The organism is Stieleria marina (assembly GCA_007741555.1).
Taxonomy (GTDB): Bacteria; Planctomycetota; Planctomycetia; order Pirellulales; family Pirellulaceae; genus K23-9.
This window is the reverse complement of the sequence record CP036526.1, coordinates 668,293-694,342: the sequence shown is the minus strand read 5'-3', so window position 1 is coordinate 694,342 and position 26,050 is coordinate 668,293. Positions and strand designations below refer to the sequence as shown.

20 protein-coding genes are annotated in these 26,050 nt (G+C 54.2%); 10 read left to right on the top strand and 10 right to left on the bottom strand.

Annotation, left to right across the window (positions count from 1 at the left end):
- The first annotated feature begins 2 nt into the window (after nt 1-2).
- The 5 genes from pstC to K239x_RS02485 all read left to right on the top strand — a co-directional run bounded on the left by pstC (nt 3) and on the right by K239x_RS02485 (nt 4,584).
- Entirely contained in the window at nt 3-968 is a 966-nt protein-coding gene (gene pstC / locus K239x_RS02505) for a phosphate ABC transporter permease subunit PstC (RefSeq protein WP_145416106.1), read from the top strand.
- Nucleotides 965-2,206 (top strand): PstA family ABC transporter permease, encoded by a 1,242-nt coding sequence (locus K239x_RS02500; protein WP_145416105.1) that lies wholly within the window; start codon nt 965-967, stop codon nt 2,204-2,206. The genes pstC and K239x_RS02500 overlap by 4 nt, the downstream gene beginning before the upstream one ends.
- 74 nt (nt 2,207-2,280) lie before the next feature.
- Nucleotides 2,281-3,138: a phosphate ABC transporter ATP-binding protein PstB gene (pstB, locus tag K239x_RS02495; RefSeq protein ID WP_145422052.1), complete on the top strand. Its 858-nt coding sequence runs from the start codon at nt 2,281-2,283 to the stop codon at nt 3,136-3,138.
- Nucleotides 3,139-3,143: 5 nt separating this feature from the next.
- Nucleotides 3,144-3,830 carry a phosphate signaling complex protein PhoU gene (gene phoU / locus K239x_RS02490; RefSeq protein WP_145416104.1) on the top strand — a complete coding sequence of 229 codons (687 nt, stop codon included), beginning with the start codon at nt 3,144-3,146 and terminating at the stop codon, nt 3,828-3,830.
- 46 nt (nt 3,831-3,876) lie between these two features.
- Complete coding sequence (locus K239x_RS02485; protein WP_145416103.1) at nt 3,877-4,584, top strand: response regulator; 708 nt, start codon at nt 3,877-3,879, stop codon at nt 4,582-4,584.
- A gap of 145 nt (nt 4,585-4,729) precedes the next feature.
- Here K239x_RS02485 and asnB read toward each other — a convergent pair whose 3' ends face one another.
- From asnB to K239x_RS02470, 3 genes are read right to left on the bottom strand one after another with little or no spacing between them, the layout of a single operon-like run.
- Entirely contained in the window at nt 4,730-6,688 is a 1,959-nt protein-coding gene (gene asnB / locus K239x_RS02480) for an asparagine synthase (glutamine-hydrolyzing) (protein WP_145416102.1), read from the bottom strand.
- 35 nt (nt 6,689-6,723) lie between these two features.
- Nucleotides 6,724-7,458, bottom strand: coding sequence for a class I SAM-dependent methyltransferase (locus K239x_RS02475; RefSeq protein ID WP_419189584.1), 735 nt, complete (start codon nt 7,456-7,458; stop codon nt 6,724-6,726).
- Nucleotides 7,451-8,485, bottom strand: a complete 1,035-nt coding sequence (locus K239x_RS02470) for a glycosyltransferase family 2 protein (protein ID WP_145416100.1) — start codon at nt 8,483-8,485, stop codon at nt 7,451-7,453. The genes K239x_RS02475 and K239x_RS02470 overlap by 8 nt, the downstream gene beginning before the upstream one ends.
- A gap of 51 nt (nt 8,486-8,536) precedes the next feature.
- Here K239x_RS02470 and K239x_RS02465 point away from each other — a divergent pair, with 51 nt between their 5' ends.
- Complete coding sequence (locus tag K239x_RS02465; protein ID WP_145416099.1) at nt 8,537-10,723, top strand: hypothetical protein; 2,187 nt, start codon at nt 8,537-8,539, stop codon at nt 10,721-10,723.
- Nucleotides 10,724-10,843: 120 nt separating this feature from the next.
- Here K239x_RS02465 and K239x_RS02460 read toward each other — a convergent pair whose 3' ends face one another.
- From K239x_RS02460 to K239x_RS02450, 3 genes are read right to left on the bottom strand one after another with little or no spacing between them, the layout of a single operon-like run.
- Nucleotides 10,844-11,593, bottom strand: coding sequence for a class I SAM-dependent methyltransferase (locus K239x_RS02460; RefSeq protein WP_419189583.1), 750 nt, complete (start codon nt 11,591-11,593; stop codon nt 10,844-10,846).
- A 16-nt stretch (nt 11,594-11,609) separates the two neighbouring features.
- On the bottom strand, nt 11,610-12,803 hold the full coding sequence (locus K239x_RS02455) for a glycosyltransferase family 2 protein (protein WP_145416097.1): 1,194 nt from the start codon (nt 12,801-12,803) through the stop codon (nt 11,610-11,612).
- A complete protein-coding gene (locus tag K239x_RS02450) occupies nt 12,800-14,233 on the bottom strand; it encodes an ArnT family glycosyltransferase (protein ID WP_145416096.1) in 1,434 nt (477 codons plus the stop codon). Before K239x_RS02450 ends, K239x_RS02455 begins: the two co-directional genes overlap by 4 nt.
- A 151-nt stretch (nt 14,234-14,384) precedes the next feature.
- Here K239x_RS02450 and arsS point away from each other — a divergent pair, with 151 nt between their 5' ends.
- Nucleotides 14,385-15,410, top strand: a complete 1,026-nt coding sequence (gene arsS / locus K239x_RS02445) for an arsenosugar biosynthesis radical SAM (seleno)protein ArsS (protein ID WP_145416095.1) — start codon at nt 14,385-14,387, stop codon at nt 15,408-15,410.
- A gap of 33 nt (nt 15,411-15,443) precedes the next feature.
- Nucleotides 15,444-16,610 (top strand): methyltransferase domain-containing protein, encoded by a 1,167-nt coding sequence (locus tag K239x_RS02440; RefSeq protein WP_145416094.1) that lies wholly within the window; start codon nt 15,444-15,446, stop codon nt 16,608-16,610.
- Between the two features lie 38 nt (nt 16,611-16,648).
- Here the strand turns inward: K239x_RS02440 and K239x_RS02435 are convergent, their stop codons facing one another.
- Nucleotides 16,649-18,142, bottom strand: a complete 1,494-nt coding sequence (locus K239x_RS02435) for a division plane positioning ATPase MipZ (protein ID WP_145416093.1) — start codon at nt 18,140-18,142, stop codon at nt 16,649-16,651.
- A 62-nt stretch (nt 18,143-18,204) separates the two neighbouring features.
- The gene (locus tag K239x_RS02430) at nt 18,205-19,527 is read right to left on the bottom strand and encodes a hypothetical protein (RefSeq protein ID WP_145416092.1); all 1,323 of its coding nucleotides are present in this window, start codon (nt 19,525-19,527) and stop codon (nt 18,205-18,207) included.
- 276 nt (nt 19,528-19,803) lie between these two features.
- On the opposite strand from K239x_RS02430, the gene metH reads away from it, so the two are divergent.
- Together metH and K239x_RS28205 are read left to right on the top strand one after the other, a co-directional pair.
- Nucleotides 19,804-23,505, top strand: a complete 3,702-nt coding sequence (gene metH / locus K239x_RS02425) for a methionine synthase (protein WP_145416091.1) — start codon at nt 19,804-19,806, stop codon at nt 23,503-23,505.
- A gap of 46 nt (nt 23,506-23,551) precedes the next feature.
- On the top strand, nt 23,552-23,710 hold the full coding sequence (locus K239x_RS28205) for a hypothetical protein (protein ID WP_419189582.1): 159 nt from the start codon (nt 23,552-23,554) through the stop codon (nt 23,708-23,710).
- A gap of 274 nt (nt 23,711-23,984) precedes the next feature.
- Here K239x_RS28205 and pyrE read toward each other — a convergent pair whose 3' ends face one another.
- On the bottom strand, nt 23,985-24,629 hold the full coding sequence (gene pyrE / locus K239x_RS02420; RefSeq protein ID WP_145416090.1) for an orotate phosphoribosyltransferase: 645 nt from the start codon (nt 24,627-24,629) through the stop codon (nt 23,985-23,987).
- Nucleotides 24,630-24,696: 67 nt separating this feature from the next.
- The gene (locus K239x_RS02415) at nt 24,697-25,425 is read right to left on the bottom strand and encodes a phytanoyl-CoA dioxygenase family protein (protein ID WP_145416089.1); all 729 of its coding nucleotides are present in this window, start codon (nt 25,423-25,425) and stop codon (nt 24,697-24,699) included.
- Between the last annotated feature and the right edge of the window lie 625 nt (nt 25,426-26,050).

Here is a 26,050-nt window from a genome sequence, read left to right as displayed (position 1 = left end):
AAATGGCAACTGCCTCGCTATCAAGTGATCAACCGCGTGACATCACGCGGATTGTTCACCATCCCTCCCGACGACGCTCTCGCACCGCAGCCGTGCTGCGAGACCGTCTGGTTAGGTCATTGCTGTTTTGCTGTGCCGCCATGTCGGTGTTGATCACTTTTACGATCATCGCTGTCCTGTTTCGCGAATCAGCCCGGTTTTTTCAGATGCAAGGCGTCACACTTGGCGGCTTCTTTGGCTCGACAAAATGGTCGCCACTGTTCACCGGTGACATCGGCATCTGGCCGCTCGTGTCGGGAACCCTCTTGGTGACCGTTGTCGCGATGGCCGTGGCACTTCCGCTGGGATTGATCACCGCGATCTACCTGAGCGAGTATGCCCCAGCACGAATCCGATCCATCCTGAAACCAACGCTGGAAATTTTGGCGGGCATCCCAACCGTCGTTTATGGCTACTTTGCTTTGACAGTGATTACGCCGGGGCTGAAATTTTTCCACGAAGGTTTCAACATCTACAATGCCTTTAGCGCGGGCTTAGCGGTCGGCATCCTTTGTTTGCCGACGGTGTGTTCGTTGACCGAAGACGCCCTGCGAGCCGTCCCGCGGAGCCTACGCGATGCGTCCTATGGCCTGGGTGGCACTCGATTCGATGTATCGACCAAAGTGGTCGTTCCTGCAGCATTATCGGGGATTGTATCAGCGTTTCTCCTCGCGATTGCTCGTGCAATAGGCGAGACCATGATTGTTGCCTTGGCCTGCGGTGCGACTGCAAGAATGGCGATCGATCCCCGCCAAGAAGCACAGACCATGACCGGCTGGATGGTTCAGATGGCGCTCGGTGACGCCAGTCACGAAAGCGTAGAGTACTTTTCGATGTATGCGGTCGCAGCCGTTCTCTTCGTCATTACTTTCTCGCTGACCGTGTTTGGCAACATCGTTCGTAAACGATTTCGCGAGGAATACCAATGACCAACAACTCAGTCGACAGCGAAACTCCAAGCCCCGAAAGTTCCCCCACCAGCCAACCCTTAACGGGGGCATCTGAAGGCCGCTCCTTGGCAACGCGCCACCGGATCGATCGTTGGTTCGTACGGTTCTGCCAGCTGGTCGCCATGCTGTCAGTGGTAATTTTGACCGTGCTGCTTTCTTCCGTCCTGATCAATGGCTTGCCGGCCATGGACTGGGACTTTGTAACCGGAAGCGGTTCGTCCGACCCCAATGAAGCTGGCATCCGTCCGGCCTTGCTAGGATCAATTTGGCTTTGCGGTGTATGCGGTTTGTTCGCACTGCCAATCGGCGTTGCCACCGCAATTTTCTTGGAAGAGTTCAAACCTCACAACAAGATCGCTCAGTACTTTCACGGATTCGTGCAGTTGAACATCAGCAACTTGGCTGGCGTTCCTTCGGTGGTTTACGGGATCATTGGCCTGACAGCTTTTGCGGGCATGTTTGGCATTTTTGGCACCGCAAACGACCCAGCAGTCGAAGTCGGAGCAACCTACTTTGACCAGTTCGTTAGCGAAGGTGACCGGATCCTGCTGGTGCCTGTTGATGGGCCTACCGCAGATGATGCGGTTGCGACCGCTGGTATGATGGCGCTCGACAGTTCAGGACAACAAGTCAAAGTCAATGTGATCGGCCCCAGGGATTCACTGCCCAAAGACAAAGCCGTTCGCCGACTCACACTCCGGTCCGATGCCGAAGCGGGTCGCATCAACAACAAAGCCTGGTATTTTTTTCGTCTGCCGATGGGACGCGGCGTCTTGGCCGGCGGTCTCACCCTGATGCTGGTCATTTTGCCGATTGTCATCATTGCATCCCAGGAAGCTCTTCGGGCGGTCCCCGATTCACTCCGCGAAGGCTCTTTGGGAATGGGTTCGACCACCTGGCAAACCGTTCAAAACGTAACTCTGCCGGCTTCGATTCCGGGAATCATGACGGGTTCGATTCTGGCGATGAGTCGTGCGATCGGAGAAGCCGCTCCGGTGCTCATCATTTGCGGCATTGTTTACATCTCGTCTGGGCCAACGCACCTGATGGATGATTTTTCGGTCATGCCACTGCAGATATTTAACTGGACAGCCCGACCGCAACATGAGTTCCAAACGGTTGCTGCCAAAGGCATCCTGGTCCTTCTCGCGCTGCTGCTTTCATTCAACACCGTCGCTGTGCTGATCCGAAACAAAACTCAAAACTCGCTCTCGTAACCTATTGGTTGGTCAACATGTCAAACACGCTGCCGAAGAATAAGATGCCAACCACATCCGAAAAGACAAAGATGATGACTGATCAACTACCACTGACGACTGCGATCACGCCGTCGCAAGTCACCGACGAAAAGTCCCGACCGTCCTCATCGACGACCACTCATCAAGTACCAGATACAAAAACCGCAATCGAATTGGACAAATTCAACGCGTTCTATGGTGATTTCCAAGCACTGCATGGCATCACCCTAAAGATTCCCGACAAGCAAGTCACTGGCTTTATCGGTCCTAGTGGTTGTGGAAAAACGACGTTGCTGCGATGGATCAACCGCATGAACGATATCGTGCCGACCGCGCGAGCCGAAGGCAAATTGCAGATTCATGACTTGGACGTTTTGGCCAAAGGCACCGACGTAGTGGATTTGCGTCGCCAAGTTGGAATCGTCTTTCAGAAACCCAACCCGTTTCCAAAATCCATTTATGACAACGTTGCCTACGGGCCACGTTTGCACCTGAAACTCTCTCGCAGCGAGATGGATGAATTGGTCGAATGGTCGCTGCGTAAAGCTGCGGTTTGGGACGAAGTCAAAGATCGACTGAAGAAGCCTGCCTTGGGTTTAAGCGGTGGCCAACAACAACGCGTTTGCATTGCGAGAACAATTGCAACGGGACCTGAAATTCTGCTGATGGACGAACCTTGCTCAGCACTGGACCCCATTTCGACCGGTGGCATCGAAGATTTGATTTATGAATTGCGAGAGCAATACACCATCGTGATTGTCACCCACAACATGCAACAAGCCTCACGTGTTTCGGACATGACGGCGTTCTTCTATCAAGGCAACGTGGTAGAGTACGGTCCGACAGAAGACATCTTCACGCGTCCTCAAGAAAAGCGGACCGAAGACTACGTGACCGGAAAGTTTGGGTAAACGGAATGACGAAACACTTAGATCGCGACATGGATCGACTGCACCGAGACATTCTCTCGTTGTGCACCATGGTCGAAGAAATGATTGATAAAGCGGTACTTTTGTTCTGCGAAGGACGTGTCGATCTGGCCGAAGAAGTCGCCCAAAGTGATCGCTACGTCAACGAACAGGAAGTTCGCATCGAAGACGAGTGTCTAAAGATGCTCGCCCTGCACCACCCCGTTGCCGTGGACCTTCGCCGAATCGCAACGACGGTCAAAGTCAACAATGACCTGGAACGCATTGCCGACTTGGCAGTCAACATCACCGAACGAGCTGTGGGAGTTCGCGAGTTCGCGGAGTTCAAGATTCCAGAAGGCGTCGAACCGATGGCCCAGTTGGTCATCCATATGATTCGCAACGCACTGGATTCGTACGTTCACCTGGATACGACGGCGGCGTTGGAAGTGATCGCGATGGACGACGATGTGGATGAACTGAACGCTCAGCTGATCGCCAAACTGCGTTACACGATGCAGCATCGCAGCGACCTAGTGACACCAGCGCTTCACTGTTTTTCAGCCATCCGACACCTAGAACGCATTGCCGACTTAGCGACCAATATCGCCGAGGACGCAATCTACTTGGTCGACGGCGAGATTGTTCGACACGGTGGCATTACGCCTGATCCTCCCGAAGGCGTTTTCAGGTGACATCCCCTAATCGCAACACCTTGATTGTTTGAATTGAAATACTGGCATGGCTAAAAACTCCGTCCTTGTAATTGAGGACGACCGATCCCTGACCGAAGTCATCAACTACAACCTGCAGCGCGAAGGCTATCAAGTATTCCTGGCGCACGACGGCGAAGATGGGCTTACCCAAGCGCAATTGAAATTGCCCGACGTGATCGTGCTGGACTTAATGCTGCCGATCCTAGATGGACTTGAAGTCTGTCGTCGTTTGCGTGCCAATTCGGCCACACACAACGTCAAAATCATCATGCTGACAGCCAAGGCCGAAGAATCCGACGAACTGGTAGGATTCTCTGTCGGTGCAGACGATTACGTCACCAAACCCTTTAGCGTCAAAGTCCTGCTTGAAAGGATCAAGGCGCTCTGTCGTCGCAATGTCAGCAGTTCGGAATCACAGCTGGTCGAAACGCAAGGCATCACGATCGATCCGGTACGACATCGAGTAACGATGGACAATCAACCGGTCACCTTGACCCGCAGCGAATTTCAATTGCTACAGTCACTCGCTCGCCAACCGGGCCGCGTTTTCAGCCGCGCCGAATTGATCGACGCGGCGCTGGGCGAAGACACGCTTGTTCTGGAACGCACGATCGACGTTCACATCCGATCGCTACGAAAAAAGCTTGGCGACGGATCTGAATTGATCGAAACCGTTCGCGGTGTGGGCTACCGATTTCGTGACCCAAGCGATCAGCCCACTGTCGAAGGCTGATTGTCAGCGTTGCAAGTTGGTGCCGGTGTCGCAGACTAGTTGCATCGTTCATCCGTCGAGAGTCGACGGATCGCAACGGTCGCCAATGGTCTGTGCCTGAAACACGAACTGCAACTGGCGGGCGCTGCTTCGATGCGGATTCCAATCACGCGAGCCGCTGAATTCGCGTGGGAGCAGCTTGCAATTCGCTTGTCTCAGTGGGCCATTCTTGGGTGATCCAAATTCGCCACCAGATCGCCAAGACAAGCAACGCAAAAAGTGGATACGCGTAGTCGCCGCGACGCGCTGCTTGCTGGTTGATGATATCCGTGATGGTCGCATGGCGAAAAACGCTTGTCTCGTCGACAAACTCTTCGCTCAACAACTCCTTCAGCATCGGTTGCCATGGACCTTGTAGCCAAGATTCAATCGGTGACAGAAAGCCTGCTTTCTTGCGATCGATCAGCTTTGGTGGGAGATCATCGGCAAGTAATCGTCGCAGCGGAAGCTTGCCAGATTTTCCCCGGCGTTTTTGCGACGCTGGCATGGCCAAACAAGTTTCAACCACTTCATCGTCCAGCAAAGGAACCCGTACTTCCAGTGCATGCGCCATGCTCATCCGATCCACTTTGACTAGCATGTCATTCGGCAGATGAAAGCGTAGATCCATGTGCAGCTGCTGCCCGAGTGGCGACAACCAATCGGGCGCATCGTCGAGTGCCCCCACGTAGGCACCAACGGCATCGCAATCGAGATTCTCCAAATGACGAGTTTGAAATAGCCGCGTTCTCAGATCGCTCGACACATATCTCCGCCAGTTGCAATGGTCGCGTGGCGCCGGTTCTCCAGCAGCGGCAACGAAACGTCGCAATACATTCGGCAATCCATACTTGGCCGTCGACGCAGGCAATCGATTTACCAGCGGCGTAATCACTGCACGGCGCAGTGGCTTCGGAATCAATCGATAGTACGGCGCAAACTGACTGGCACGATACGTGTCGTAACCAGCCAGCAACTCATCCGCACCGTCCCCCGAAAGTGCTACTGTCACATGTCGACGAACCTGTTCGCTGAGTAAATAAAATGGAATCATCGAATTGTCGGCGAACGGATCGTCGGCATGCGAAATCAGCTTTCCTAATAGGCAGATGACATCCACATCGACTTGATCACGACGATGGTTCGTCCCATAAATCTCCGCAACTTGGGATGCGTACGGTGACTCATCGAAACTGCCTTCGGCAAAACCAATCGTGAAGGTATCGATCACGTTTGTCTCTTCTTTTTGCATGCTTCGTACGACGGCAGAAGAATCAAGTCCACCACTCAGCATCGCGCCAACAGGTACGTCGCTGACCATCTGTCGCTTAACGGCCGAATCGATCGCTGCCCCCAAGCGATCCGCACATTCATTGGCCGACCAATTTTCTGGTCGATCAGGATAGGGCAGTGTTTTCCAAACCGTTCGATGCACCGCCCCACCCCGCGCCAACAGAGATTCACCAGGCAAAAGCTGATGGATACCTTGAAAAGCGGTCTGCGGTGCTGGCGTGTATCCGAAGGTCAAAAACGAATCGATCGCTTCCCAATTCGGAGCACGCCCGACGAGAGGGTCTGCCAAGATCGCTTTGATTTCCGATCCAAATCGCAAATGCTGTCCATCGTCTTTGTAGTAAAGCGGCTTGATGCCGATTCCATCGCGTACCAGCCACAACGAATTGTCGCGACGATCCCAAATCGCGAAAGCAAACATGCCGTTGATTCGTTTTGCAACGTCATGTCCCCATTGCAAATAGCCCCGCAAAATGACTTCCGTATCGCTGTCAGATCGAAAACGATGCCCGGCGGCCTCTAATTCGTGTCGCAGCGTTTGGAAGTTGTAGACTTCGCCGTTGTAGGTGATCCAGACTTGCTGATCGTCGTCACTCATTGGCTGATGACCTTCACTGGACAGGTCGATCACGCTCAGTCGCCGGTGTCCAAGCATCACACCATCACCGATCAGCAATCCGCCATCATCGGGACCGCGATGGACCAAAGCGTCCGTCATCGCCAATCCCAAGCCGGCATCGAAGCCGACTGGAGACGAATCGTCATATCGAAAAATGCCTGCGATACCGCACATGGTTCTTTAGCCGATCCTTTGCAAAAAACGCGGCATCACTTCACGCGGGCAATAGCCAATACCGATAAACCGGCCAACCAACCCGTCAGTGGGTCAGTCACGCTGGCGATGCGTGGTAGCCAGCGATCAGCACCTCGCATTTGATGATTGACACTTCTGTCGTTCAGCCCAGCGTCTTTCCGAAGTCGATTGTGATACCACCAACCCGCTGCGCCTAGCAAATTCAGGTAGCGTGTCTGATCGACTTGCCAACCAGCTTGTTGAAACACGCTGGTCAACGACTTACGTGTGTAGCGACGAAAGTGGCCCGCCTCGGCATCCATTCGCCCAAACAAAGCCTGATGCGCCGGTACGATCAAACCCATCACAGCGTTGGCGGCTACATTCTCGCGGATCCACATCAAAGCCTGCACATCGTCCTGAATATGCTCTAAAACGTTCAGGCAAAGAATCGAATCCGCTAAATATTTTCGTTGGACCTTCACCGTCGACTCGTCGGTCAGGTCGACGATCGCTGTCGTCACTTGGTCATCGCCGGCGAATCGCTTTGCAACCGCATTTAAACATTCTGCATCGATATCCGTCGCCAATACAGACTTGTTCGCTTCACGAAGCCAAGTGGTGTAGGTCCCATAGCCGACCCCAATCTCCCAAACTCGATCGCCGAAACATCCGGCCACTTGGTCGTACAAGTAGCGCGGGTACGCACGCATCTCTGCCATCGCAGGACTCATCGTCTGCATACCGGTCGGCAGGGAAGGTTCAGCCATCGTCGTTGAAACGGGTTGCAAGATCCGCGGGTTCATTTGGCAGTGGCGTAATCGCTGCACGTTCGAGCGTGGGACGTGCCTCGCGATGGACATCTTCACTCATTCGCCTGCGCGTCATCGTGGAAACCGCCAAGCAGCCCATCGACAAAACAATGCTTCCCGTACACAAAAACATCATTCCGCAGAGCAACCAAAAAACATGCTGTGCGAATAAAGCAATGAAAATCGAAAGGGCGGCGCCGGCAAAAAACGGGAAGGCAAGCAACAAGAAAATCTTGATTGGATTGCAACGCAAAATTGCTTCGACAATGATCTGCAACGCTCGCAACGAGTCGCGAACATGCCGAACCTTTGAATTTCCTTCTCGTTCGCGATACTCGATCGGGATGTAGTGCACGAACATGTCATTCAGCAGATACACCAACGTGCTGGTGGTCGTGAACGAAAACCCCGCGCTAATGACGGAAAAGAAAGGCATGATTTCGCCGCGCCGAAACACTCGCAAACCAGAATTGATATCGGGAATGCGTTGCCCCGCAGCAAATTCACTCAAGTGCCGAAAGACAAACCGCCCGACGCGTTTCACCCAGCCACCTTGGTAGAACGCACCGGTGCGTGCTCCAACGACCATATGAAAACGCTCCGCCAACTGAATCATTTCCGGTAGACGCTCAACCGGATACGTTCCATCCGCATCCGCGATCGCAATCAAATCATGCTTCGCCGCCGTGATCCCAGTCTTCAGCGTCCGACCATAACCCATGTTCTGAGGGTGTTCTAAGACCGTATCTGCAACGGCAGTTGCTTCGGAAGCCGTGTTGTCGGATGCACCATCGACCACGACCATTAATTCGGCATCGATTCCCGCATCGTTTAGAACACTGCGAGCTTTCTCCAAGACGCCGCGAATGGCGCGTCCCTCGTTGTAAGCCGGTATGACGACGGTGACCGAAGGCATCTGATACCGACTGGAGAACGGGAAAACGAATGGCGAAGGAAGCCATAGTTGTAGCGTTTGTGCGTCCACCGTGGGATAGCCAAATTGCGATCACTTCCGCACACCGCTACGATCCCAACCATGAAAGGCAACGAATCACTCTCCACCGTCAATCAAACGAGCAATCGCAGCACAGCGGACCAGACGTCTTCTGCACTCGGTCTTCTGTGTCGCGACCTCTCCTGGCTAATCGGCATCCACGTTGCCATTGTCGCCATGCTGGCGTTGGCATCAGCAATGAGTGTGTTCGCACCTTTTGACAACGGTGATCTTCGAGTTGCCGTTGCTTTCACGGTCTTTCTAGCGCCCGGCTGGTGGCTCGCACTACGCTTTTGTCCAGCCGGAAGCGGTGTTGATACGCGATACGCAGTCGCCGCGATCGTGTCGTTCGTGATCCATGTTTGGATCGCGTGGCCATCAAGCCGAATTGGCTTGTCATTTGATGCGTACTACGCCACCTTTGCATTGATTGGTCTTTGCGCAGCGTTTGATCGAACTCGACAAGTTCGGAAAATCGGCCTGCCCCGCTACCGAATCAGCCGTTCCCAACTCGCTTTGAATGCTGCGATGTTGTTCTTCATTTGCGCGGCGTATCGAGTGCCCCATTCGAACGACATTGCGCAGTTCTTGATGCAGCAAATTGATATGACAGCCGCTCGCAACTTTTCGCCTAGCCCGATTGGTATGACGGCCTTTGACATCGATGCTCCGATGCCACGTTGGGACACAAACGCTTATCACGTGTGGTTCAGCTTGTTGGCGGACGTGACCCGTCTGCCCGTCGAAGGTCTCGTGAAACGCTGGGCAACAGTTCCGATGGCAGTCGTCTCGTTGCTGATGCTTTGCCTATTTGTCAAACGGTTTGTCGGCAAACGAACACCCGACTGGATTGTCGTGCTAGCCATCGTCGGGCCAGCCACGCTTTGGTTTCGCTCCTACAACGCGTATGTCTACGGAATGCGGGTCACTAACAATTTTTGTCTGGACAAAGATTTTGCCATGTTCTGGTTGATTCCTGCGTGGCTATGGTTTCTTCACCGTGCGTTGCAAGCAAACGAGCGCAGCTCCTGGATCATGCTGGTGCTGCTAGCTCCTCTGTGCATCGCGATTCATCCGATGACGCCGGTCTATCTGTGCTTACTCACCCCCTTCGTCGTTGCAGCGGCCAGTTCCTTCAGTCGTCAAAGTTTCATTCGTAGCGTTTGCGGAGCCGGCTTAGCATTTCTGATGTTCTTGTACGTGTTCACTTCCGGGGGAGCACAAGCTTTTCACCAAGAGATCGAATCGATTATTTCGCACGACGTCGCCACGATCTCCACTTCCGGACAATCCGTGCATCACTGGATCGGACACTACGCGGCTGTCGAAAGCGCCGGGGCTGAACTCGACACGACAGACTGGAGCAATGGGACGTTTCGCCTGAAGCCAAAATTACTCTGGACCGGAAGTGCACTTGCCTCTCTCTTCCTAGCCACAGCCTTAACGTGCGGTATCTTCCTATTCGATTCTTTGCAGCGTGCGCGGTGGCGAGTTCTCGCTGCTTCGATCACAACGCTGGTCATCCTGTTGGCGTTATTCGCTTTGTCCGGCATCGCACTCACCGCTCGCCCCCATCTCTATCGCGGCGTTGAGCGTTTGCACTGGTTTGCATTTTTGCCAGCCATTGTCGCAGTTGCTTGCTGCATTCGTGCGGCCTGCCATCTGATCCAAAAACATGTTGCCGCAAAAACGGTTCAAAGAATCGCACTTGCCTGTTTGATCGCGCATTTTTGCGATCAAGCGTGGCACATCGGCCGCGCTCAGCCCACCTTGCTAAGCCGCGTCCCGATGCTTCACAGCGTTTTCGACTTCTATGCGCAGCACCAACTGGCTACGTGCAACGCGGAACTAGCAAGGTTCGACATCAAGGATGGCCCTTTAACGGCAAGGCCCAGTTACTTGCGCGGCAACGATCGTGTTCTGATCCTCGCCTCACAGCATCGCACTCCCTACTGGGAATTACGTCAAGCTGTGTGGTGGCCGGAACTCTACGGCGAAGCCAACGCGTTAGCGGTTTTCGGCGACCAATTCTTAGATAATTGGCAGGCCTACTACGACGCCGTTGACTGGCTTGCGAACCCCAATGTCGACCGATGGATCACCTATAACAAAGTTACTGTCATCGTCGATTCCCGCGCCGGAGCAGAAAACTATGTGCAATCGTTTGCCAAACGCCTCGGGCGTAAAGCGATTCCAATCGCCGAAGATTCATGGCGAATCGAAAACTGATTGCAGCCGGTTCATGATCTGAACCGAACCGGCGTGCCGCGATTTTCGTTTTTGAGCACGGCGTCGCAATCGATGGCGAGGGTGAATTACGCAGGCTCCAGAAAACACACTGTCAATCTGCTACATCGACCCAACTCGCGCTGACGAAACAACGTCGGCCGATGCATCCAACAAAGGTGTTCCAACATAAGCGAGCTTGCCCCAAGAAGCTTGCGATTGCTTGGCCACGAAGTGCTTGTCGAACACTGCCAAGACCTCTTTCGGATGGTTGAGCCATTGTTCGTAGGTCACTCTTTCACGCGCCGTCATGATCGCCAACGCATCGCCCTTGGCGTACAGTTTCCGGACCAGTGGCTGGTCAGTGACCGCATGTGCGAAAGTCAAAAAAGGTGTTCGCCATGGTTCGACAACATAGAACGCTCCGGTCGGCTTCAAGATGCGTTTGACTTCTGAAATGCACGTGTCCAGATCTTCAGGAATTCGGGGCAGATGATGCAACCCGCCCTGAACAATCACGATGTCAAAACTATTTGAATCGAACGGCATGCTCAAGCAATCGGCAAGATGCAACGTCGCGTCTCCTTGGTATTCCTCCAGCAACGTATCCGAAAGATCTGTCCCTTGGAGATTGGTAAATCCCATTCGCTCCAAAGCCACCAAGCCTCCACCGCGACCGCAAAAAATCTCGTTAACGAGCGCATCTTTCGGCAACGAATCAAAACCGAATCGCTTTAGTCGGCGAGTAAACTTGGTGATTTCTTCTTCCGGCGTTTCGAACCGCTTGTACGCAGCTTCCCACTCCGGGTCGCAACACATTTGCCCCGTCGGAACGTGATGAACAATTTTCGCGGAGTGATCAGATGACGACATTGGCACTACCAGAACTCTATTGGGGAACATCAGTATCACGAGAACGTTGCATTTTCAGGACGCCGGCCATCAAACTGGCCATCGCGGTTTGAAAACCGATCGCAACTAGCGTGACACCGGGCACGACGAAACGCATGGTGACGGGATACTTCAATTCGCCAAAGTCACTCTGCCACCAGCGAAAGACAATCGTGCCGATCATCACCACGCCTACCGTGGCAGCGACAATTCCAAACACGATGCCCTTTTCGACCGTCAAGGTCTCCAGTTTTTCTTGTTTGGGCATCATGCCTTCACGACCGGCAAAAATCCTTGACAAGGTCGCCAACAACACGCACTGCCAACCCAACAGTCCCGCCAAACTGGCGATCAAAAGCGTATGGACATCCAACGCTGCACCAAACACTCGGACCTGCGGAATTGCCAACGCATAGCCGACGCACGCCAGCAAGATCAGCGCCAGCCCTGGGAGAAAAAATGTCCACTTCGGGCTGAACACCAGGAAGAGCCGCAGTGTCCGCCAGCCATCGCGAAACGTCCGCAAGTGTGGCCCATGTTCTTGCCGTCCATCGGGGTGCAACGTGATCGGAACTTGGCTCATCGTCGCGCCGTGAAGTCCGCTTTTGATAATCATCTCTGTGGCGAACTCCATTCCAGGTGATCGCAAATCCAATCGATCGTAGAGCGTGCGTTTGAAGCCACGCATCCCGCAATACACATCATTGATGGGGATTTTGAACATCAGCCGCACTAGCCATGACAGCACTGGGTTGCCAAACCAGCGGTGCAAAAATGGCATGGCCCCTGGCAACACAGTGCCACCTCCCCGTGGCAAACGACAGCCTTGAACCAGGTCGTAGTCTTTTCGTAATTCGTCGATGAAGGCGGGGATTTCCAAAAAATCGTAGCTATCGTCCGCGTCGCCCATCAAGACATATTTTCCGTAGCTCGCTTCGATGCCGTGCATCAAGGCGGCGCCATAACCGCGCTGAGGAACATCGACGGTGCGGGCGCCGTTTTCGACAGCGATCTTTTTGGAACCATCGGTGCTGCCGTTGTCGGCCAGCACAACTTCACCGCAGATACCAGCTTCGCGCATCGCCAGCACGGCTTTTTTGACACAGACGCCCACCGTGTCAGCTTCGTTCAAACAAGGCATGACGACAGACAATTCGATCGGCTGCGTCGCTGCGATCGGTTCATCACTCATGTCGAAAGCTCCGGGTGAAGGTTTGTATCGGGCGTCTGGTATTTTGCCCAACAAATGGAAAGCGCACTTCCGATGACCACCGCCGACAATGGTTCCAAGACCATTCGGTATCGATAATCAGGAATTTCAACGATGCCCGTGATCAAACTGAAATACGCCAGCATGCTCACGATCCACAGGCCAGCATTGCGTGTGGGGCGATGCCAAATCAGCACCACGGACGCACCGCACAGGAATAGCATCACAATTGTGTTGACGGCCACTGATTGACTGACGCGAAAACGAAAGCCCAATCCCGCCAGTTCGTTCACGATGGCATTCTGATTCGCCCAAGTTCGTGGGTAGGAAGCAAAATCATTGCGACCGGGAGCAGGCAACGGCAAATTGGTTGATGGACAACGCCAAAAATTGATACAGCGCCGAACCGTTTTGAAAGCCACCACGCTCAGATCGCCTTTCATCGCATCGATCGCGACCGCTTTCATCAACCGATCTGCTTCCGGGTCGCTGAGCCCTGAATCGGTCAGGCACTTCGAAACGGTCCAAGTGTGTTGCCAATTCGCTTCTCGCCAATCGCGCGCGGTGACGGACGAAACCCGGTTGCAAATCTCGACCGCCGATGGTGTCGTTGGCATTGGCAGCCCGGCACCCGAACCATCCTGAAAGGTCACAATCCAAATATTGCGACCTAGGAATTCTGTCAAAAAGTACTCGCCGAACAGGCGATGATTTCTCGCCAACCATGGCATACAAAGAGAAACGACGATCGCTGCCGCTAACAACGCATGCAACCCACGACGTCGTAGCGACACGCTTGCGCCGATTGAACCATGCGTTGGCGAACTTCGCGAAAAATGATTTAGCAAGATGTAGCAAGCGTGAGGAACCCACAGCAGGACGATGATTGGACGCGTCAACAGCGTCAGGCCAAACGTCAGTCCAACCCAAACCGCTTGCTTGGGACCGCTGTCATTCGCGTACGCAGCCATGCACACGAGATTCAACATCAATAGAAAAGTAAACAGGGTCTCGGTGACTAAGAAACCAACGTACGTCACCGCCGACAACGCTGGCAGCAATGCCAACGTTGTAAACACCCGCGCGGAAGGTCGCCTTGATACTTGCTGCGCAAAAACTCCGGCTAGATAGACGGTCCCTACGTATAACATCGCTTGGATCGATACGATCAGCAGCAACGGTGACAGGCCCGCCGGAGTGACCCATCTGCTGAATGCCAAAAACCAAGGATAGACAGGTGTCCGAAAGGCGATCAACTCGCCCAGCAACAACACATCGCCGTCGATCACGCTGGAACTGAGATCCCAATAGCCTCTGGCATCGCCGATGATCGCCGCAGGCCCCAGACTGACTACGATCGCAACCTTCACCAAGATCAGCAGCAAGACGGCGAGAAAATACGGCTGTCGCAAGGCGATGGGGGTCCTACTAGTTCAAGAAGTCGCGGTTTCGATGGCGGATTATCACGCAAAGTGGCCATCTACCGATAGGATACGAATTGCTGATAATAGCGTTCGTTGCAACCGTGCCCTTTTCGCCAATCCTTGGAAACCCCGCCGCTTTATGCCGTCGAATCCCTCTTCGTTGTTACCTGTCATCGATGCGGGTTTGCCGACAGGTGTTGTAGAACCATTCGGGCAACGGCTTTCGCGTACAGGAACTTCGCTAGTCCGCCATACGCTGACTGAATTGCAAATCAATTTGGGCAAACTGTGCAACCAAACCTGCACTCACTGCCATGTCGACGCGGGGCCAACAAAGAAACGCGAAAACATGGACGCCAAAACGGCGGACCGCATCATCGAACTGAGCCAGACTTGTGAATCGATCACGACGGTGGATTTGACCGGCGGCGCTCCTGAAATGAATGCCAATTTCCGTCGCATGGTCGAATCTTTTCGGAGCCGTGGATTGCGAGTCATTGATCGCTGCAACTTGACCATTCTAAGCGAAACGGGATTCGAGTGGGTTGCGGATTTTCTGGCAAACCAACAAGTCGAAGTGGTCGCATCGCTGCCATGTTACTTGGAAGACAACGTGGATGGCCAACGAGGTCGCGGCGTTTTCGGTCGTAGCATCGACGGACTTCTGAAATTAAATTCGCTTGGTTTTGGCCAGCAGGGGTCGTCGCTTCAACTGGACCTCGTGTTCAATCCCACCGGGCCGTCGCTGCCACCGAACCAAACGACTTTGGAAGCCGACTACAAACGCGAACTCAAATCTCGCTACGGAATCGAGTTCAATCGATTGCTGGCGATCACAAACATTCCGATTCGTCGTTACGCCACGTTCTTGCACAAACGTGGCAAACTGGCTTCGTACATGACTCTGCTGGCTGACAACTACAACTCCGCAGCAGCGGAACAGGTGATGTGCAAATCACTGGTGTCGATCGGTTGGGACGGCGAAATCTACGACTGCGATTTCAACCAAATGATCGACATGCCGATCGGCGGCGAAACACAAACGGTTTGGTCGATTGATTCACTGCAAGAATTTGTCGATCGCCCCATTTCGATTGCGGACCACTGCTATGGCTGCACGGCAGGTGCTGGCAGCAGTTGCAGTGGTGCGGTCGTCGCTGAATGAGTCTTTTTTCTTTTCAACGCAAACGCAAAACCAATGTCAAATTCGCTCGATACCGAAACAGCCGTACGCGAACGCTATGCCGCGGCCGCACAAGAGTGCGAACCACAACTGTGCTGCCCGGTTGACTACGACCGTCAATACTTGGAAGTCATTCCCGAGGAAGTGATCCAACGAGACTACGGTTGCGGCGATCCATCAAAGTACGTTCGCCAAGGTGAAACCGTATTGGACCTTGGCAGCGGCGGCGGAAAGATCTGTTTCATCGCGTCGCAAGTGGTCGGCCCCAGCGGCAAAGTGATCGGCGTCGACATGAACGACACGATGCTGAAACTGGCCAGGTCCAGCCAAAAGGTCGTCGCCAAAAAAATCGGCTACGACAACGTTCATTTTTACAAAGGCCGTATTCAAGACATGGCCATTGATCGGGACGCGGTCGATCAGTACTTGAAAACCAACCCGATCTCCGACGAATCCAGTTTGCAAAAATACGAGTCGATGGTTTCGCAACTGCGTCGCGAATCGCCCATGATTCCCGACAACTCAGTGGATGTTGTCGTCAGCAACTGTGTCTTGAATTTGGTCGACGCAAGTGAGAAAGAAAAACTGTTCGCCGAGATCTTTCGCGTGCTCAAACGCGGAGGCCGCGCAGTCATCAGCGACATCGTCAGCGACGAATTTGTACCGCAGGCGATGCAGGACGATGCGGAACTTTGGAGCGGCTGCATTTCCGGAGCGTTCCAAGAAGCAGGTTTCTTAGCCGCGTTTGAACGAGCCGGTTTCTACGGGATCGAAATGCCAGTGTTGCAAAAAGAACCTTGGCAGACCGTGCAAGGCATCGAGTTTCGCTCGGCAACCGTGATCGCCTACAAAGGCAAAGAAGGCCCTTGCTTGGAGCACAACGAAGCAGTGATCTACCGAGGACCATTTGCCCGCGTCACGGATGATCTCGGTCATTCGTATGATCGAGGTGAACGAATCGCGGTGTGCGGCAAAACGTTTGAATTACTAACCAAACAGCCGTACGTGGAACATTTTGTAGCGGTTCCGCCGATGAACGAAATCAGTGCCGCCGACGCGAAAACATTCGACTGTTCTGGCGGGCAAGAACGAAGAGCCCCCAAGGTTACTAAGGGCCCAGGCTACAAAGCCAGCATCCTTCCGGTTGCCGATGACTGCTGCGACACAGGCGAGTGCTGCTAGCGATTTGCAAACCAGCGACGTTTGACGCCTGATTTCTGCTAAGCAAAGTTCTCGACGATACCGATGCCTTGCAGGCCTTGTGAGCGAAGTCGTGCCGAGAATGCGTTGACCGTTTGGACATCGGTTCGTGAAGCGTCCCGAGCGATGACGGCCGAATCAACCAATGCGGCATAAAGCTCAACGGTGTCGGCATCGCCACTGGAAGTATCGATGACGACGAGATCGAATTGCTCGCGAAGCGATTCGATCAATTTTGCGACGTCCTGCCGATTTGCCTGGGCCGAATCGGAGCTTGCGTTCATCAAAGGAATCAAAGTCAAATTGTCTTCGATCGAGTACACGGCAACTTGGCTCAGTGGGATCGCACCACGCATTGCGTCTAACCAACCGTGATCGACATCCAGACGCAAATCGTCGACAAGCGTTGGCTGGGCCAAATCGCCATCGACCAGTGCGACTCGAATCCCAGTCGCAGCGGCGGCCACTGCCATTCCAATTGCAACCGTCGAACGGCCTTCGCCTGATTTGACGCTGGTCACCATCATGCTGGACAAACCATCGCTCACCGCATCGTGCAATTTTTCGGCGACAGTCTGGAACAGTTCTTCTTTAAAAAACAGGTGCGTCACGCTAGCAGGAATGTCAAAGACGTCGACCTCCCATGCCGCCTGAATGGCGACCGGAGCAAATTCTGAAGCGGACTGCAGATGCGGTGGATTGATACTCTGCTGCGCTCGGTCCAGTCGATGCACCGTAGCTGCGTCGCTGTCGAGCTGGTCGCTGCCGTCTTTTGCAAAATCATTAGAAACTGCACTGTTAGCAAGCGAGGGAGCGTCGCTGCCGTTAGCTAGCTCCGGGTCAATCGCGGTGGGTTGCTCCAACGATGGCTTCGCAAATTCAGCTGCTGCGAGATTCGCTCGCGTTGTTTCGATCCTTGATGAATCAGGCAGAGTATCTACGCGCCCTGTTGCAGAGTGTCCGGCTGCAGCAGCTGTTGCACTCGCGGCCGAAGCGATCGAATTGACGGTGGAAATGTAAGGCTGGTCAGCATCTGATACGCTCGCGGGACTCGACGGCGACGGCGACACATCGGTGCCCATTGCATTGGCCAAGAACGCGTCTTCATTGACAAATCGGCTCGATGCTTGCTCGGGAAGTACCTGACCGGCGTACGTCGTTTCTGGAGAAAACGATGCCCTGGGCTCTTCGGCAACGGGGAGATGCGAATGCGGCACATTCTGGTTCTCCGCAGCCTCCATCCGTAGCAGATTATCTTTGGCCGGATCGATCCAGTGGATTGCGTTGGGTGTCTCGTGGTTTGACACCGACGATTCGGAATGCCCTTGCGTTGCTTCACCCGAAGTAGTGTTTTGAGCTGACGTATTCGCGGTCGCATTCGCCGGCGGGGTAGCCTCCAATTGACTACTGCGTCTGGCATCGGACGGTGACGCGCGTCGTGTTTTGGTAGCCGTCGTGACTCGTCGATTTCGTCGTGCAAACGCTTGAACGAATGCTTGGTCGATCGTGCTCATGGAATCGCAGTCAATTAATCGTTGTTAAAAATGGTGTCTAAACCGCAGCTTGGCCGCAAAAACTACTTCTGAGGCGCGGGCGGCAAGTACTTCAGCCAGTCGCCGACCGCTGATGGAGTTTTTGAATAGCGTCGGGCGTCTTGATTTTTCTTGCTTGTATCGGTGCCGCTGCCTGTCTTCGTCGACGGCGGGGCCGTCATTGCAGTTTGCGGCAGTGGTGGTGTTAGGCCATTGGGCGTTCGGCTAGCAACCGGCTCGCTCGATTTATCACTGGCAACAGGAAGTTTCGGCGTTGCTGGAACCGAGGCGTCCGCAGCCGACAACCTGCCGGTCGCCGCGTTTTGTTGCGGCGAAGTCAAGGCAACCTGAGCTGCCCCTGAATCGGACTTCTTGCGGTCCGACACTGGTTTTGCGGAAGTTTGCTTGGTCATCACAGCGTTTGGCATCGTTACTGCAAACGAATCACTGGTTGTCGCGACGTTCGTGTTTGCCAACGAATCCAATTTTGCTTTCGCGGGAGTCGTCGTGCGATTCACCGATGAATCGGTCGCCAATTGAGTGTCAAGCTTTTGGCTTGCTTTCGCAGCGTCAATCGCTTGAGCCTTGGGACTTGGCGTTCCGGCTGACTCTCGTTCCAACGTCGCTTGCGCTTCCTTGGCCGCGGCATCGGCCTGTGCGATCAGATCCACAGGCAGATTCGTGGATAGGTCCTTAGAAATTTTCGCAGTCGATGGCTTGGCCACCGCCGAAAGACTGTGACCGGAACCCAGCGACAATCGTTCAGCGTTTGCGACCGTGTCTTCCAATGAAACGGTCGACTTTGCCAACGCCGTTTCATCGACTGGCGATGCGGCGTCCTCGTCGACGACTTCGGCGGTCTGTGTTCCGCTAGACGTGCGGACGTTTTTTGCGACCACATAAATCCACGTCGCTCCCAATCCGACGATGCCAAGAATCATGGCATGCGAGAACAAACGAGCAGCAATGGAGCGATCGGCCATTTCGGGTTCATTGTCGGCCAAGGTTATTTCGGGGCTGATTGCTCCGCTGCCGGTGATGGCTTCGCTGCCGCCGCTCGCTGGGCCGCCAGCCGCTGGGACGGCCATCATGGCGTCAACTGCGGTCGTGCTGGCTCCAAGCGACTCAACGACGCTTGGATTGATTTCGCAAACCGGTTCTTCGCAAGTCGCCGAAACGGGAGCTGTCGGAGCCGGATTGAGGTTCGGCAGTTGGAAAAGTACGGGCGGCAGCTCTCCAACTGCATTCGCGGCGATTCCCTGCGGCGCATCCCCCCCCTGCGGCGCTGCGTTTTGCTGCTGCGCACTGGAATTGCGGATTTTTGGCCGGCGATTGCCGTCTTGGGGCCGTTGGGGCGCGACGGTCATACGAGTTCTTCCCTGAATTTCGTAACGAAGAGCATTATCCGCTGCATCCTGCTGCGGTTGTGATTAGCCAAGGCCTCGTCGAACCTCCGGCGCATCTCACCGTCTTTATCGGTGAGAAGTTGCCGGGATCTTGAGGTATTTGCGGAATAGCCAAACTGACGCGATCAGGCAAGGTTGAATGGCTGAATTTACAGGGTCCGTATTGTGAAATATGGCTTTGGCTATGAAGATAGGCCTCTAGATGTTTTCTGACTCTCTGCGTGAAACACGAAAAAAATGCTTCAAGCTGACTCTGCCGACTCGATCCTGTCCGAACTGATTCGCGAACGTATCCTGATATTGGACGGTGCCATGGGCACCATGATCCAACGATTGAAGCTGGATGAAGCAGGCGTCCGGGGCGACCGATTCGCCGATCACCACAAAGATTTGAAGAATTTTTCGGATATTCTGTGCCTGACGCATCCTGAGAAAATCACCGACATCCACCGGGCTTACTACGAAGCCGGGAGCGATATCGTCGAAACCAACTCGTTCGGCGCGTCACCCGTGGGGATGGTCGAATTCGATTTGCCACTGGAATTGGTGGACGAGATCAATCAAGCAGCAGTTGCCTGTGCTCGAAAAGCCGCCGATGAATGGACGGAAAAGACGCCGGACAAACCGCGATTCGTTGCGGGATCCATCGGTCCGACCACCATGCAATTGGCGATCAGCACCAAAGTCGATGATGCAGCATTCCGCGCGACTACGTTCGACGCGATGGCGGACAGTTATTACGCCCAGGTCAAGTCACTGGTCGAAGCAGGCGTCGATATTCTGCTGCCCGAAACCGCGATCGACACGCTGAACCTAAAGTCGTGCCTGTTTGCCATTCAAAAATTCTTTGACGAAGGAGGCCGACGCGTCCCCGTCATGGTCAGCGGCACGTTTGGCAAAGGCGGCGGCACATTCGTCAGCGGCCAAAGCGTCGAAGCGTTCGTTACTTCGCTGTCGCACTTTCCTGCGTTTACGATCGGAATGAACTGCGCCCTTGGCCCGGACGTTATGCGGTCGCACATCGAAGAGATGAGTCGATCGACGAATCTACCGATCAGCTGTCATCCCAACGCCGGCGAACCCAACACGATGGGCGAGTACGATTTGCTGCCCAAACCAATGGCGGAAACCGTCGGGCAATACGCGGACAACGGATGGGTCAATATCGTCGGTGGTTGCTGCGGTACTTCGCCGGATCACATTCGTGCGATCGCCGAGCGAGTCAAGAACTGCAAACCCAAACAAGAAACCGCCGGCCCAGTCTATACCCGACTGTCGGGCACACTGCCGATGGTCATGCGTCCTGAGATCCCATTCACGATGGTCGGTGAACGAACCAACGTGACTGGCAGCCGAAAATTCAAACGACTGATCGCAGAAGAGAAGTACGAAGAAGCCGTCGAAGTCGCTCGCGAGCAAGTCACCAATGGTGCCTCCATCATCGACGTCAACTTCGATGACGCGTTGCTGGACGGAATCGAAGCCATGCAGCGTTTTCTGCGGTTGATCGCTGGCGACGAAGTTGCTGCCAGTGTGCCGGTGATGATCGACAGTAGTAAATGGGAAGTGATCGAAGCGGGCCTGCGGAACGTGCAAGGCAAAGCCATTGTCAATTCAATCTCGCTCAAGGACGGCGAAGAAACCTTCATCAAGCGGGCCAAGTTGGTTCGCCAGTACGGAGCTGCCGCCGTGGTGATGGCGTTTGACGAAAAGGGACAAGCCGCCGACGAAGACAGCAAGGTCCGGATTTGCAAACGCGCTTACGACATTTTGATCAACCAAGCGGGTTTCCCACCCGAAGACATTATTTTTGACCCCAACATTTTGACGGTCGGAACGGGAATCGAAGAACACAACAACTACGCTGTCGATTTTATCAACGCAGTCCGCCGCATCAAAGAAGAATGTCCGGGCGCAAAAACCAGCGGCGGCGTCAGCAATATCAGTTTCAGTTTCCGCGGCAACGATCGTGTTCGCGAAGCCATGCACAGTGCGTTCTTGTACCACGCCGTCAAAGTAGGCTTGGACATGGGCATCGTCAACGCCGGTCAACTGGAAGTCTACGAGGAGATCCCCAAGGATCTGTTGGAGCACGTCGAGGATGTGCTGCTAAACCGGCGCGACGACGCGACCGACCGCATGCTGGAATTGTCCGAACGCTTTAAAGGCGGTGGGATGAAAAAGTCGGGCGAAGACCTGGCTTGGCGGGAAGCTCCTGTTGCCGAGCGGATGAAACACGCTCTGATCAAAGGCATCGACAAATTCATCGTCGAAGACGCCGAAGAAGCCCGCCAAGGTTTTGATCGCTGCTTGCAAGTGATCGAAGGCCCGCTGATGGACGGCATGTCCGTCGTCGGTGACCTATTTGGCGCCGGAAAAATGTTCTTGCCCCAAGTCGTCAAATCCGCGCGTGTCATGAAGAAGGCCGTTGCGTATTTGGAGCCTTTCATGGAAGAAGAGAAAAAGGCGGCGGGCGGCGAAGCGTTTTCCGAACGCGGTACTTTCGTGATCGCGACTGTCAAAGGCGACGTTCACGACATCGGCAAAAACATCGTCGGCGTCGTACTCCAGTGCAATAACTACAAAGTCATCGACTTGGGCGTGATGGTCTCAAGCGACACGATTCTTGATGAAGCGATCAAGCACAAAGCCGACATGATCGGTTTGAGCGGTTTGATCACACCAAGCCTGGACGAAATGGTCACGGTGGCGCGAGAGATGAAACGTCGCGAGATGAAGCTGCCACTACTGGTCGGCGGTGCAACCACCAGCGCCAAACATACAGCCGTGCGAATTGCACCCGCTTACGAACATCCCGTCATCCACGTGTTGGACGCGAGCCGAAGTGTTGGTGTGGTGGAAAAACTAATCAGCGACGACATGCGTGCTGACTTTGTCAAAGAAAACGTGGAACTGCAAAGCCAGCTGGTCGCCAGCTACAAGGATCGGCAACAAAAACTGGTCCCGTATGCGACGGCTTTGGAGAATCGTTTCCAGACCGACTGGGACAATGTCCGCATCGACAAACCATCATTTACCGGAGTGAAAGTCTTAGAAGACTTTCCGCTGGAAGAAATCCGATCGTACATCGATTGGTCACCGTTCTTCATGACCTGGGAATTGAAAGGCAAGCACCCGAAGATCTTCAATGACAAAGTTGTTGGTGCCCAAGCCAAGGAATTGTATGACGACGCCAACGCTTTGCTAGATCAAGTCATCGCCGACGGATCGCTCAAAGCGAACGCCGCCTATGCTTTCTGGCCCGCCGCCAGCGACAACGACGACGTCATTTTGTACACCGATGAATCCAGGTCCAAAGAACTTTCCAGGTTCCACTTCCTTCGGCAGCAGTGGGAACGCAAGGGTCAAAAAGATTACCGTTCGCTGGCTGATTACATCGCACCGCACGATAGCGGCCGCGAAGACTACATCGGCGCTTTCGTCGTCACGACGGGACTGGGTGCCGAAAAATTGGCAAACGAGTACAAAGCTGACATGGACGATTACAAAGCGATCATGGTGCAAGCGGTTGCCGACCGACTGGCCGAAGCCTTTGCGGAACTCTTACACGAGCGAGCGCGACAGGACTGGGGATTCGGAACCGACGAATCGCTCAGCAAAGAAGAAATGATCGCCGAAAAATACCGTGGCATCCGTCCGGCAGCTGGCTACCCGGCTTGTCCGGACCACACCGAAAAGCGAACCCTGTTCGACTTGTTGGACGCAACCAACAACACCGGCGTGGAACTGACCAGCAGCTACGCCATGACACCCGGTGCGGCAGTCAGCGGACTGTATTTTGGCCATCCCGATTCCAGGTACTTCACCGTCGATCGGATGACCAAGGATCAAGTCAAAGACTACGCCCAGCGCAAAGGTCAACCGCTCCGAGAAATCGAACGTTGGCTAGGGCCAAATTTGGCCTACGATCCCGCGTAGAATGAGCGGATTTGAAATTTAAAGATCTCAAATCCCGCTTCATACGATGGCAACGTACAAGCGATTCGAGAATCTTCCCGTCTGGCAAGCCGCTGCGGATCTCGCTGCGGCGATGTTCCCGTGGACGATTTTCCCCGTATTTCGTGGCAAAGGCGACCTAGCCAATCAGCTCCAGCGGGCAAAGTCCGTTCCATGCTATGCGTGATGCAGCGAATGGAAGTGTTCGACGAAGTATCCGTCGAAATCCAAGAACACAGATCAACCGCTGAAAATAGCTCACGCCAAATACGCGGCTGGGCAAACAGTTTGCAAAACTCTGAGATCCAAAGCCAGCGGCACTTAAGCGACGATTCCAGAGACCGCTACGAACGCATGAACCGACGCGAGGAGTTCAACAAACAGCAGGCTGAATACAAACGAGAATTAGAGGAGAGGCTGAAAAGAAAAGTCCAAGAACGCAAGGATTGAAATCTCAAATTCTATTCGGCACCATACTGATCCAAATACGCCTGCATTCTCGCGTCATCGTCGGCTCCTAAATCCACATGCTCGCGAATCTCGTGAACATTGACGATCGAAAAAGTCGGCATCGCAAACTCGTCGCCGACTTCTGCCAGAGCCGACTTGGTTCCCGTGCCTTTCTCCCCACGATCAACCGAAACGACTAGTCCTGCTAGCTGAATCTCGGCTGCGGCCTTCAACACCGGCACGGTTTCGCGAATCGATGTCCCTGCGGTTGTCACGTCTTCGATAATCAACACCCGCTCACCTGCGGACAGTTTGTGGCCCACCAGCACGCCGCCTTCTCCGTGATCCTTGGCTTCCTTGCGGTTAAAACAAAACGCTGCGTCGTGCCCGCGACGACTGAGTGCCATCGCCGTTGTCACCACCAGCGGAATGCCCTTGTACGCAGGTCCAAAAAGCACATCAAAATCGGTCCCCACGCTGGCCTGGATGGCATTGGCGTAAAACTCGCCCAAGCGTTCCAACTGACTGCCGCTGCGGTACAGGCCTGTGTTGACGAAATACGGAGTCTTTCGCCCGCTCTTGGTCGTAAAATCACCAAAAGTCAGCACACCGACTTCCATCATGAAATCGATAAATTCGCGTTTGTAAGCTTCCATCAATTCATCCGTCGCTGCGTAAGTGGAAATGACTCGTCCTCACTGGCGAATCTTACCGGATCATCCGTCAATCGAACACGCGTCCAATCTTCTCGAACTGATGCCACTGCCATTCCCCCGGGAGCTCTTCACTGGCCGCCAGTTCCAAATGCAAAACGCGCCGATGATCCGTCGTCGTCGGATTCGCCGCCCGGCTGCCATGCGACAACAGCGGGCGCATCACAAAAACGTCGCCCGCGTCACAGTGAATCGTTCTTATTTCCGACTCCGTTTGGGAATCATCGTGCGATCCTGGCACCACGATGAGCGGCCCATTGTCATCATGCATCGCGTCAAGATGAAAACGCAGCGTTAGCATGCGGTGAAGCAGATCCTCGGTCGCCTCCACGTGCGGAACACCTGCTTTGCGAGTCGGCTTGGCAAACGGCGCACACACCTGGCAGTGCTCCTTGACCGCAATCGTTCGATCCTTGTGCAACGCCAGCGACCATCCTTCGCCGGGCGGCTTGTCAAAGAACAGGGCTCGCACTACGCCTGCCTGTTCGCCCAGGGTCTGCAGCACGAGATCTGCGAGAATGGTTTCTTGCAACAAGGATCGCCAACCGTGCCATTGGCTCAGCAAGTTTCGTCCGCCGACAATTTTGCGACGCGACGATGAAATGAAGTCACGTTCTGCCTGCCGCGCCGCTTCGTCAATTTCACGAATCAGTCGCAAGCAATCGACCGCTGAAACCACACGCTTCAACGTGATGTAACCATCACGCTCCAAAACACTGCAATCAGCTCTATTCGCCAAGTTCCATGCTCCCAAAAAAATCTGCGCCGATCAGCACCAGACCACAGCACTCAGCCTATCAGCGTCAACCGCGCTTTGCGTGTATCCTTTTGCTGGCAGCGATCATCGGTCAACGATCATAAACGACCATCGACAGCCTGCGGAGGATCCCCTCACCCTCATCGAAAAAAGCGGCCGGATAGAAGCGTGGCGATTCAGAGCTAAGCGGAGAAGAATGTTGAACGAGCCGAAACCTAGCGACAAGCAAGCATCCAAGACTCGTCCGACAGCCATCTTGATCGCATGCCTCTTCATTGCCGGCACCACCGTCAGCTTGATCACTTGGATGGATCAACCATCGAATCGGAATGCCCAACGATCTAACGCATCAACACCGAATACGCGGAAGCATTCGAAAACAAAGCTATCACGCCCCGCGTACCGATTCGTGCTAGCTACGTCCGACGTGAATGCAAACGTCAAAGTTGATTTGTCGGGCGATCAAACCGAATCTAGATACGTCGCGAGGTTTGTTCAGCCATCGCCTGGCAAATCCACCCAGCTTTTCGATATGAAGCACGACCGACTTCATAGTTCATTGGCGATGGTCGCGCCAAACCTGTTGATTTCTGCAGACACGGATGCA